Source organism: Cohnella herbarum (assembly GCF_012849095.1).
In the GTDB taxonomy this organism is placed as follows: Bacteria; Bacillota; Bacilli; order Paenibacillales; family Paenibacillaceae; genus Cohnella; species Cohnella herbarum.
Window position 1 is genome coordinate 437242 of sequence record NZ_CP051680.1, and the last position, 12006, is coordinate 449247.

General features: G+C 52.8%; 9 protein-coding genes. 8 read left to right on the plus strand and 1 reads right to left on the minus strand.

Annotated features, from left to right (window positions below; translation table 11 throughout):
* The first annotated feature begins 6 nt into the window (after positions 1-6).
* Positions 7-2076, plus strand: coding sequence for an OmpL47-type beta-barrel domain-containing protein (locus HH215_RS01685; protein WP_169278323.1), 2070 nt, complete (start codon positions 7-9; stop codon positions 2074-2076).
* Positions 2077-2195: 119 nt separating this feature from the next.
* Here HH215_RS01685 and HH215_RS01690 read toward each other — a convergent pair whose 3' ends face one another.
* Positions 2196-3215, minus strand: a complete 1020-nt coding sequence (locus HH215_RS01690; protein WP_169278324.1) for a Gfo/Idh/MocA family protein — start codon at positions 3213-3215, stop codon at positions 2196-2198.
* A gap of 200 nt (positions 3216-3415) precedes the next feature.
* On the opposite strand from HH215_RS01690, the gene HH215_RS01695 reads away from it, so the two are divergent.
* The 7 genes from HH215_RS01695 to HH215_RS01725 all read left to right on the plus strand — a co-directional run bounded on the left by HH215_RS01695 (position 3416) and on the right by HH215_RS01725 (position 12004).
* Positions 3416-4915, plus strand: a complete 1500-nt coding sequence (locus HH215_RS01695) for a M81 family metallopeptidase (RefSeq protein WP_169278325.1) — start codon at positions 3416-3418, stop codon at positions 4913-4915.
* Between the two features lie 74 nt (positions 4916-4989).
* Entirely contained in the window at positions 4990-6810 is a 1821-nt protein-coding gene (locus HH215_RS01700) for an adenine deaminase (RefSeq protein WP_169278326.1), read from the plus strand.
* A gap of 336 nt (positions 6811-7146) precedes the next feature.
* Positions 7147-7779 carry a GntR family transcriptional regulator gene (locus tag HH215_RS01705; RefSeq protein WP_169278327.1) on the plus strand — a complete coding sequence of 211 codons (633 nt, stop codon included), beginning with the start codon at positions 7147-7149 and terminating at the stop codon, positions 7777-7779.
* Between the two features lie 7 nt (positions 7780-7786).
* The gene (locus HH215_RS01710) at positions 7787-8764 is read left to right on the plus strand and encodes a sugar kinase (RefSeq protein WP_169278328.1); all 978 of its coding nucleotides are present in this window, start codon (positions 7787-7789) and stop codon (positions 8762-8764) included.
* Between the two features lie 35 nt (positions 8765-8799).
* Positions 8800-9456 (plus strand): bifunctional 2-keto-4-hydroxyglutarate aldolase/2-keto-3-deoxy-6-phosphogluconate aldolase, encoded by a 657-nt coding sequence (locus tag HH215_RS01715; protein ID WP_169278329.1) that lies wholly within the window; start codon positions 8800-8802, stop codon positions 9454-9456.
* Between the two features lie 237 nt (positions 9457-9693).
* Positions 9694-11013, plus strand: coding sequence for an ABC transporter substrate-binding protein (locus tag HH215_RS01720; RefSeq protein WP_169278330.1), 1320 nt, complete (start codon positions 9694-9696; stop codon positions 11011-11013).
* A gap of 115 nt (positions 11014-11128) precedes the next feature.
* On the plus strand, positions 11129-12004 hold the full coding sequence (locus tag HH215_RS01725) for a carbohydrate ABC transporter permease (protein WP_169278331.1): 876 nt from the start codon (positions 11129-11131) through the stop codon (positions 12002-12004).
* Positions 12005-12006 lie beyond the last annotated feature (2 nt).

A 12006-nucleotide genomic window follows, 5' to 3' on the forward strand; every position in this document is an offset into this window, starting at 1 on the left:
ATGCCCATGTGGAGAAAAGCGAAGCGATGCGGCCTGCTGTTGTCGATGATTTTCCTCGCGACTTCAACCTTTCAACAGGCAACGGCGAATGCGAACGTCAACAAGCTGGTCTATGAAGTCACTTACGCGACGGAGGATTTGTCTACGCCTACGGCTTGGTACAACAGCGCTTACCTGAACGATCCGGCTTACAAGGAAAACCGTTTCGTGCAATATTGGGTAGAGACGCCGATTGCGCCCGGCGGTCCGCGGGATACGGGATTCTATATGGTGTACCGCGATGACGGACTTTATATGTTCTTTCAGTCTAACGAACAAGAGAAAGACGCGACCAACAAGTGGAAAAACAGTTCGATCGAGTTTTTCGTGAAGTACGGACAGGGAGATCTTCCGTATCACCAGATGATCTTCGAGACGAACGACAGCAATGTTCAATATTACGAATGGCAAACGGATTATCGCAATAACGTTCCATTGAAGGGCAATATCGCGTTGGACAACGAAGAACTTCCCACCGGATGGGGCTCCGTGCTGTTCATCCCCTGGAAGGCCGCTTACAAGTACGTACCGTTGAACGGCGAGGATTGGGAGTTTTCCATGATTCGATGGTCTCCTTCGAATTCCCCGACATGGGGAGGGAAAGTCCATCAGGTCGGACGGTTCAACACGCTCGATTTCCAAACTCCGACGGCATCCGCGCGCTTGGCTATTCAGAAAAACGTGATCCGGCAAGCTTGGGAAGCTTTCAATGAAGCCATCCCGCTGCTTGAAGCGAAGTGGTTAAACGGAGACGCGGAGAACGCGAGCTTCTACGCCGAGAAAGTTCAGCCGTTAATCACCCAAGGTCAAACGAACGGCAGTCTGATTCCGAACCTGGATACTTTGAGCGGAGCGGAGATCGATCAACTGTACACGCATATCGACAGCTGGTTCGAACTATCCCGCGACGTGGAGGACAATCGTTCGGAGGATATCGTGAACAAGCTGTTCGACGAAGATGACGATCAGCCGCCCGTTACCGAGATCTCGCTTAATCCGGCGCATCCTAACGGGACGGGAGGATGGTACGTTTCCGAGGTGACCGTCGATTTGCAAGCGACGGCGGTAGCGAATGAAACGGTAAGCACGGAATACCGCCTGAACGGCGGCAATTGGACGGTCTACGGAGGACCTTTCGCGATCTCGGCGGACGGCGTTCATACGTTGGAATATCGGAGCGCGGACTCATCCGGAAACGTGGAGCAGGCTAAGCAGGAGGTCATTTCGATCGACCGAACTTCGCCAACCGCTTTGGTCGTATACAGCGAGACCGCGCCGAACCAAGATCGCGTAACCGCAACGATGACGCCGAGCGAGGCGGTTACGATTACGAACAACGGAGGAGCGGACGGATACGAATTCTTGTTCAACGGCAGCTTTAACTTCGAATTCGTCGACGTTGCGGGTAACTCCGGTACGGCGACGGCTACCGTGAACAATATCGCGACGAACAGCACCGGCGTTCCGGGGAAACCGGTCTTGTTCGACGACAACGGTCAGGATACGGGACTGCTCGATGGAAATTACAACATTAAGATGAACCAGTGGTGGGGCAACAATGGTCGAATTTACAAGCTTTACGAGAACGATACGTTAATCGACACTCAGATTTTGCCTGATCATGCGCCGCAAGCTCAATCGGCCACCACTACCGTTAGCGGCAAGGCAAACGGAACTTACCGCTACTATGCCGAGCTTACGAATGCGTTCGGGACGACGAGGAGCGACGAATGGACGGTCACCGTCTCGCAAGGGGCGCCCGCAAAACCGGTCCTATCGAGCAATAACTGGGACGGTGACGGTAACTTCAACGTTCAGATGAATATGTGGTGGGGAATGAACGGAACGACCTATCGGTTGTACGAGAATGACGTTCTCGTCGATGAACGTACGCTTGTAGCCGGTACGCCGCAAGCCCAGTCGGCCGTCGTAGAGATCAGCGGCAAGCCTATCGGCACCTATGAGTATCGCGGTGAACTTATTAACGCCGCGGGCTCGACTTCCAGCGATAAGATTCAGGTTCAAGTCACGAAATAACGATTCCGGCTTCGTTGAATGTCCGCTTCACGTTCTAGGCTTATGGCCCGTGAAGCCGGTAGTATAGATAAAGCCGCCCTCGCAAGTCGAGGACGGCTTTATGCACTATTTATTCACGGTTACAGAGATACGATCTTTCCGGTCGCTTGGGATTCGAATGCCGCCAGAATAACTTGCAGCGAACGCAATCCTTCTTCCCCGGAGATGCTCGGAGGGGTGTTCGTCAAGATGGATTCGACGAAAGCGTCGATGACGCCGCTAGGAACTTGTTTCTCGTTCGTCGCCATAGCGCCAACCTTGTAATGCTCGACCGTTCCGTTCGTAAGTTCGACGATGACTTCTTCGCCGGATTCGGTACCGATCTTCATCACGCCGTTCTCGCACCATAATACGGTACTGTTGTCTCCGCCTTTATATTGCGTCCAGCTCGCTACGAGCGTACCGATCGCGCCGCTCTTCATGCGAAGGATACAAGTGGCGTTGTCGTCCACTTGGGTTCCTTCTTTATGAAGAGTGCTGATGAAACTGCCCACTTCGGACACTTCGTCGCCGAGCAAATAACGAATGAAGTCGGATTTATGCACGCCGAGATCGCCCATGGCGCCCATAATGGCTTCTTCTTTACGGAAGAACCAGCTATCGCCGCCGTCTACGCTCCAACCTTCCGGTCCAGGGTGGCCGAAAGCGGTGCGGAACGTCAACACTTTACCGAGCTTGCCTGACTCCAGAAGTTCGCGCGCTTTCGCGTGCGGAGGCATTAAACGTTGATTGTGTCCGACCATGAGGTAGACGCCGTTACGGCGGGCGGCTTCGATCATTTGCTCGCCTTCTTCCGAGGTCGTTGCCATAGGCTTCTCAACGAGTACGTGAGCGCCGGCGTTCGCGGCGGCAATGGATACGGTCGCATGCAGATAGTTCGGCGTACACACGCTTACCGCGTCCACTTTTTCGTTCGCGAGCAAATCTTCGTAACTGGCATAGCTTTTGCCGCCGTATTGATTCGCCATCTCCTGCGCACGTTCGATTACCGGATCCGCGAACGCAACGAGTTCTACGTTCGGATTGGAAGCGAACTCGGGGATGTGTCTGCGTTGCGCGATGGCGCCGCAGCCGACTACCGCTACTCTTACTAACTTCATGAAGATTTTCCTCCGGTTTCAGTTGATTTGAAAATCAGGTTCGGTTCCATTCCTATTTCATAAGGCAATGAAACCTGAACGACTTGTCCCTTACATTATACTTGAAAATCGCAGTCATGGTTGCTGTTATCATCGAGAAATTATGAAGTACGAACAATCGCAATACTTGCAAATAATCGGCTTTACAGGGAGGCTGGACAATGAGAATCGGAATTGCCGGATGTTTTCACGAGACGAATACTTTTGCCCCGGGAGTAACCGGGTTGTCCGACTTTCAACGAGAGTGGCATGAAGGGGAAAACGCGTTCAGGCAAGCCTATGAAGGAACTCGAACGAGCATGGGAGCGGCATTAGACGCCACGGAAGTTTTGGGATTGCAAATGATTCCTCTTTTTTACACGTATACGACGCCCTCCTCAATGGTAGAAGACGAGGCAATGGACAAAATCATACAAACCTTGATCGAATCCGTTGCCGCCCAGGCCGATCGACTGGATGGGCTATTGCTGATCGTACATGGGGCGATGGCGAGCGAAACGGTCGAGGATGTAGAAGGGCTGATGCTGAGGAGATTACGCGCCGTTCTCGGGAGTAAGCCGATCGCTATGACGATCGATTTGCATGCTAATATGAGCCAGGAGATGACCGACCTTGCGGATTTTATCGTCGGCTACGATACCTATCCGCATATCGATGCGTACGAACGAGGACTCGAGGCATGCGAATTGTTGCGTAAACTTCTCGAAGGCACTGTTCGTCCTACGCGTTATTTGGCTAGACCGGGCGTTCTTATCGCTCCGACATTAATGAATACGAACCAGGCTCCGATGTCGGAGCTTATGGATATGGCATATGCGTACGAGAGCAAGACCGACGTTCTGAACGTGACGGCGGCGGGAGGTTTCGCGTTCGCGGACGTTAGCTGCGCAGGTTTTACTTTCGTCGTTACGACGGACGGAAATCCGCTGTTAGCTAGGAAAATCGGCGATGAGCTCTCGCAGTGGTTATTGAAAAATCAGGATCGATTCGCGCCGGTCTTATTCAGCGCGAAATCGGCTATCGAAGAAGCCTCTCGGCAAGGGTTATTCCCTACCGTTCTCGTAGAATCCTCCGATAATGTCGGCGCCGGATCTCCAGCGGACGCAACGCATGTCATTCACGAGCTGTTGGAACAGCGGAAGCATTCGTTCTTAGTCGTTCTATGCGACGGGCAAGCTGTAGCCGAGGCGGAAGCCGCGGGAGTCGGAAATGCCTATTCCTATGATGTCGGCGGGAAGACGGATCGGTTGTTCGGCAAACCTCCTATTCACGGAGAACCGGTCCGCATTGCCGGAACGATCCGCGCTCTATCGGATGGCCGTTATAAACATAACGGACCTTACATGACCGGAATGGCGGCGGAGATGGGGAAAACAGCGGTCGTCGAGCTGGAACGGGGAGACGGATCGCTCGTCGTCCTGACGGAGCAACGGGTGCCACCTTGGGATATTAATCACGTCAGGACTTTGGGAATAGATCCGTCAAGTTACGATTTTATCGTCGTAAAAGCGGCCGTAGCTTGGCGAACCGCATTCGGCGAGCTTGCCGCCTTGTCGATCGAGGTCGATACGCCGGGCTGCAGCAGTTCGAATCTATCTCGATTACCCTATCGGAATATCGCGGCCGATATACATATCATTAGCGGAGAGCTAACGAGATGAGGTCGAGATTTCGACCATCGGGTGTTCATAGCCGTCTTGTGGCATAATGAATACAGACGATGGTTGGAAGGGGAATGAGCATGACTCGATTTAAAAGAACTCCGCTAGCGGATAACCTGGTGGATTTGGTAGCGACGGGCAGAGGAAATAAGACGGCGACGTTGGCGATTACGAACGGCAAGCTGGTGAACGTCTGTTCGGGGGAAATCTTGCCTGGAATGAGCGTTGGCATTCAAGGATCCCGGATCGCCTATGTGGGCAGAGACGTTTCGCATATGATCGGAGCGGAGACGAAGGTCGTGGACGCGGGCGGCAAATATATCGCTCCGGGGTTGTTGGACGGACATTGCCATATCGAGAGCACGCAGCTGACCGTGACGGAATTTTCCCGAGCGGTATTGCCGCTGGGCACGACCGGAGGTTTCTTCGATCCGCACGAGATGGCGAACGTATTCGGAATCGAAGGAATCCGCCTGATGTTGGAGGAAGCTCGCGGTACTCCGCTGGCCGCTTATTTGCAAGTCGCGTCATGCGTACCCGCGGCGGGACCTGCATTCGAAACGACGGGAGCCTCGATCGGTCCGGAGGAAGTGGCGGAAGCTTTTGCGTGGGGACAAGACATGATCGCGCTCGGCGAAGTCATGAATTTCCCGGGAGTCGTAAACGGCGACGATAATATGATGGGAATATTGCAAGCGACGTTAGCCGCGGGCAAAATAGCGGACGGACACTTTACGTGGTCCGCGAACGATTGGAGGCTGCCGGTCTATGCGGCTGCCGGCATTACGGGCGACCACGAATGCGTGACGCCCGAAGACGTTATCGAGCGCGTTCGTCTCGGAATGTACGCGAAGATGCGACGGGGCTCCGCTTGGCACGATGTGGCGGGGACGGTCAAGGCCCATACGGAATACGGCCTCGATACCCGGCGGATGATGCTCGTCACCGACGATCGAAGCTCGGAATCTCTTCGCTCGGAGGGACATATGGATTTCGTCGTGCGCGATGCGATCCGCCAAGGGGTGAAGCCGATTACGGCTTTCCAGATGGCGACGTTGAATACCGCCGAGAGATTCGGCGTGGCGAGGGACGTCGGTTCCATCTCTCCCGGCAACTATGCCGATATCATCCTGCTCGACGGCAACCTTGCGGACGTGAACGTGGTGATGACTATTGCGGCGGGGACGGTCGTCGCCGAGAATGGTAGGATGATTACCGAGTTGCCTGCTTACGAGTATCCGCAACAGGTCATGAATTCGATTCATTTGACCGCGGACTTATCCGCAGAGCGGTTTGTCGTGGAAGCTCCGATCCGGGAAGGTTCGGCTAACGTTCGCGTCATCGGCGTCATCGAGAACCACGTGGAAACGACGGAAGAAATCGTAAACGTGCCGGTCAAGGATTCGCGGGTCGTATTGGAAGAGGGCAGCGGCTTGTGTAAAATTGCCGTATTCGAGAGGCACCATGGGACGGGGAACAGTTCGATCGGCTTATTGGCGAATGTCGGGTTTACGATGCCTGCCGCTCTTGCGATGACAGTCGCCCATGATAGCCATAATCTAGTGGTCATCGGCAATTCCGACGAGTTGATGGCGAAGGCCGCCAACGAGGTCATCGCGATGCAAGGAGGCGTTGCCGTCGTAACGGAAGGGAACGCGACGTTATTCCCTCTGCGGATTGCCGGATTGATGTCGGCGGAGCCTTACGAGATCGCGGCGGAGCAATCCGCGGCGATTAGCCGCGCGCTCGTCGAAGCGGGATGCGAGCTCAATTACGCCTTCATGACTTTGTCCTTGCTAGCGTTAGTCGTCATTCCGACGCTGCGGATTTCAGACAAAGGCCTCGTACGCATATCTTCGGAAGGCATTCAACTCGTTCCGTTATTTTGCGACTGATTCTGTCAATGGGCGGGAGTTAGTTAATTGGAAAATCGATGGTTTGGCGGGAACTCTCCAAGAATCTTGGGGAGTTTTCTTGTTGTGAGGGGGAGAGAGCCGCATGATTGGATGCAGTAACTCAAAGCGCACTGAAAGTACCTTGCCGCCGCCGAACGGTCGGATACGGCAACGTCAATTTCTACCGCACCGGCTGCGATTTGAAATTGACGTTGCCTAACCCGCTTGCTATAATTTCTTTATCGATAATATTATCGATAATCGTATCGATAAAGTTGGAGGCGGATTTCCATTCCATTTCGCTTGGACGAACGAGGCAATTCATTAAGCGAACAAGTGTATCTTGCCCTGAGAGAGTCGATCGTAAAAGGCGAGTTTTATCCGGGATTCAGGTTGCTCGTCTTGGATATCGCCAATGCCCTCAAGATCAGTCAAGCGCCCGTAAGGGAAGCGATGGAGCGGCTGAAGCAGGAAGGGTTATTGGATAGCAAACATAATAAGGGATCATTCGTATCCGAGATCAAGCAGGATGAGTTGGAAGAGTTGTACGAGCTTCGGGAGTTGATCGAGTGGAACGCGATTAAGCGCTCGATTCCGTTGCTTGAGCCGGCGGATTATGACCAGTTGAACGAAATTTGCGAAAAGATGATCTACGCGGCCGGTCAGGACGATCTGTTCAAATTCATTGAATTGGACATGGACTTCCATGGATTTTTCTTCGCTAAGTCCGGCAACCGATCGATCATGAGACTGTGGGATCAGATCACCGTGAAGATGAAGAGGTTTCTGGCGATCACGAACAAGATTTATTTTCCGAATCTGATTTCCATCGCGGAAAGCCATCTGCCCCTCATCGAAGTGTTAAAAACGGGAGACGAAATCCTAATCGAGCAAAAGTTTATTAGGCATATGAACGAAGTCTGGTGGCGGATGAACAATAAGAAAGAGGATACACAAGCCGGGAGGTAACGGAAATATGGCGCAAAGTATGGCAGAGGAGCAATCGGCTTTCCACCCGGAGGTCGTCACGTTCGGCGAAACGATGGCATTGTTATTAGGAGGCTCGAAGGGGATCGAGTACGGCGGAAGTCTGGAAAAATCGTTCGGAGGAGCGGAAAGCAACGTAGCGATCGGTCTTTCGAGACTCGGGCATCGCGTTGGCTGGTTCGGCATTCTGGGGAATGATCCTCTAGGCAGGATGATTCTGAAAAAAATCCGCGGAGAAGGCGTCGATGTCTCGGGAGCGCGCGTTAGCAATGAGGCTCCAACCGGACTCATGCTGCGCGAGCAATTATCGGGAAAAACATCGGTTTACTATTATCGGAAAAATTCGGCGGCAAGCACGATGTTACCTGAACATCTGGATGCGAGCTACATTTCTAAAGCCAAACTGCTTCATATCACCGGGATAACTCCGGCTTTAAGCGCGAGCTGTCGCGAGACGATGCTGGAAGCGATAAAAATCGCCAGATCGAACGGCGTCAAAATCGTTTTCGATCCTAACCTGCGGTTAAAGCTATGGCCGTTGGGAGAGGCGAGAAACGTGCTGCTGCAACTGGCGGAAGAGGCCGATTATTTCCTTCCGGGGCTCGACGAGTTGAAGTTGTTGTACGATACGGACGACTTCGACGAGATCGTTGATCGTCTGAGACAACTGCGCGCCGTATCGATCGTCAAAGGCGGAGACGATGAGACGTATCTCGTCGACAAGGATCAAGTAACGGCGGTTCCTTATTTCAAAGTAAAACACGTCGTGGATTCGATTGGTGCGGGGGATGGCTTCTGCGCGGGCTTTATTTCGGGACTTCTGCGCGAATACGAGCTCGTCGAAGCCGTTCGGTTAGGCAATCTAGTAGGTTCTCTCGTCGTTCAAATGGAAGGCGATTGGGAAGGGCTGCCTACGGAAGCCGATGTGAATGCCATCCTTAACAACCAAGCGCATGTTGAAAGATAGATAACATTCATATGATCTCGGAGGGAATAGAAATCATGAAAAAATTAAAATTGATTCAAAGTATCGTCGACAATGGAGTCGTAGCGGTATTACGCGGCAAAGACGCGAACGAAGTATACGAAATGGCGGAGCAAGCGATCGCCGGCGGAATTAAAGTGATCGAAGTAACGATGACGGTACCCTCGGCGTTAACGGCCATCGAGAAGTTAGCCGCCAAATATTCCAGCACAACGAACGATCCAAGCAAATTCGCGATTATCGGCGTTGGAACGGTACTTGACCCGGAGACGGCGCGCGCCGCTATCTTGAGCGGTTCCGAATTCGTCGTCGGACCTGCGCTTAATCCAGCCACGATTACATTGTGCAACCGTTATCGGGTGCCCGTAATGCCCGGGGTCATGACGATCAAGGAAATTCAGGAGGCTCTCGAGCTAGGCGTGGACGTCGTTAAGTTGTTCCCGGGCAGCTCGCCTTCCATGATCAAATCGATCAAAGGTCCGTTGCCGCAAGCGAATATTATGCCTACGGGCGGGGTGACGCTCGATAATCTAGGCGAATGGATCGCCGCTGGAGCGGTGGCCGTCGGCATCGGCTCCGATCTTACGACCGAAGCGGTGAAGCAAGGAGACCTAAGTCTCGTCGCGAAGCGCGCTGCCCAGTATATCCAAGCTTTCCAAGCAGCGAAGAAATAATAGGACATTAACAATATTTCAAGGGACCATAACGATTCATGTTAGGGTCCCTTTTCGTATCAGTTCGGCAGGGATAAGATTACCCTTCATATCGTAAGCTTCGATTTTATTGACTTTCAAAGGCCGATAGAGGTAAAAATAGTAGAACAAATGTAAGATGCGACGGATTTCTTGCCCCCTCCACGCTCTCTTATACTGTAAGCAGGCCATAAATAAACAGGCGAAGGGGAAATTGAATTGAGAAGAATCGGGCAACTGGCACTTGTATGTAGCATCGTTCTATCGGTCTTGGCGGGATGCGGATCGAACAACGGGAATGGCACCGAGGCTTCCGGTACGCCAGGCGCTTCCGGCGCTTCCTCCGCGGCTCCTTCCAAAGAAGCAACCGGCAAGAAGCAAAGCTTAGTCGTGTGGACGCTGCAACAAGCGGATACGAACATTCAAGAGGCGCAAGAAAACGCGGCGAAATCCTTCGAAGAAAAATTCAACGCGGAAGTTCAAATTACGGCTTTCCCTTACGATCAATTGAAGAGCAAGCTGCTTCCCGCCGTGGCGGGAGGAGAAGGTCCGGACATTCTGTTGCTAGACCAAGTATGGGTCGCCCAATACGCGGCGGCGAAGTACATCGTGCCCCTGGACGACTACTTAGGAAAGTCGGAAGTGAAGGCTGAAGATTATTTCGACGGGGCATGGGGCGCGGGTTCGTTCCAGAACAACGTCTATGCGGTTCCGTTCGACGTAGGAGTATGGGGAGTTCTCTACTACAACAAAGATATGTTTAAAGCGGCCGGTCTTGATCCCGAGAAACCGCCCGTAACCTGGGAAGAGTTCCTCAAGTACGGCGAGCAACTGACGAAGGACGGCAAATACGGCGCGTCCAACTGGGCTGGAAGCAGCGAATCCGTGCAATGTCTGGTGGATGCGTTTACGGTTGCGGCCGGCGGTAAATTGCTGGACGAGTCCGGCAAGAAAATTCTGATCAACGAAGAGCCCGGCGTGAAAGCTCTGCAATTCTGGGCGGACATCAGCAAGATTAGTCCTCCGGGAAGCGTCGGCAAGAACGAGGAAGATGCGATGACGCTGTTCACGAGCGGTCAAACCGCGATGACGATGTACGGGGAATGGGGTCAAGACACGATCAAGACGAGAGCTCCGAACATGAACTACGGAGTCGCGAACTTGCCGAAGCCTGAAGGCGGACAGTCGATCGGGACTTTCGGGGGCTTTAACCTCGCGATCAACGCAAACTCGAGCAACAAGGATCTGGCATGGGAATTCATTCAGTATTCGACCAACTACGACAATCAGAAGAACATCACGATGTTGACGCCCGCGAACAAGAAAGCGGCGAAAGAATATTTGGATCAGAAGCGCCAATTTCCGGACGTCATCTACCAGCAACTGACGACGGCTACCTACCGTCCGAACGTAGCGAACTACCCGGCGATCGCCGAGTTGCAGCTGCAAGCGACGCAGAAGGTCATGACGGGTAACATGAGCGCTAAAGACGCGCTGCAAGAAGCCGCGGACAAAATCAACGGGCTTCTGAACAAATAAAGGTCGTCTAGATTCAAAGCAATGCGACACAAAGAAGGCGCTGCCACGGATACGCCTAGTTTCTCGCGCAGCGTCTTCTTTCTTATTCAAGGACGGAATTAACGGGAGTGAAGACATGAAGACACGCTCGACGTTGTTGGGATATTTGTTGATAGGACCATCGGTATTGTTGTTGCTCGTACTTTTATTTATTCCGTTGATGTATTCGCTTCAAATCTCGTTACAGGATACGGATCTCTCCCATGGGGCGCCGAGATGGATCGGTTTATCCGGTTACGTCGATATGTTCAAGAACGGCGAGCTCTTGAAGATAGGCAAGCATTCTATCGTATGGACGGCTTGCGTCGCTTTTTTCCAAGTTGCAATCGGCCTTGGCGCGGCATTGTTGCTTAACCGCAAATTTCCGCTCAGATGGTTGGTACGCGTGCTCGTGTTGCTTCCATGGGTTTTGCCGGGCGTCATCGCCGCGTTGACTTGGAGATTGGTGTACGATTCGCAGTTCGGATTTCTCAATTCGTTGATCGCGAAGCTGGGCTTCGGACAACATGCGACGGATTGGCTAGGAACTCCGGGGCTGGCGATGTTCTCCGTTATTCTGGCCGCAATATGGAAAGGGTTCCCGTTCGCCATGTTGATGTTGCTGGCCGCGCTGCAGAGCGTTCCGCACGATCAGTACGAAGCATCGAAAATCGATGGAGCGGACGGATTGAGACAATTTTTCCACATTACGCTTCCCTCGATCTCCGGCGTATTGAAGACGGTCATCATGCTCGTCTCGATCTGGACGTTTAATTATTTCGAGATGATCTACGTCTTGACCGGCGGGGGACCGATTCGTTCGACGCATATCGCTCCTACTTACATCTACGAGTTGAGTTTCGGCCACTTTAACTTCGGCGAAGCTTCGCGCGTATCCGTCGTCAGCTTTATCTTTATTTTCCTGATCAGCTTAATACTCATCCGGCAAATGCACAAGAATGAAAGAAATTGAGG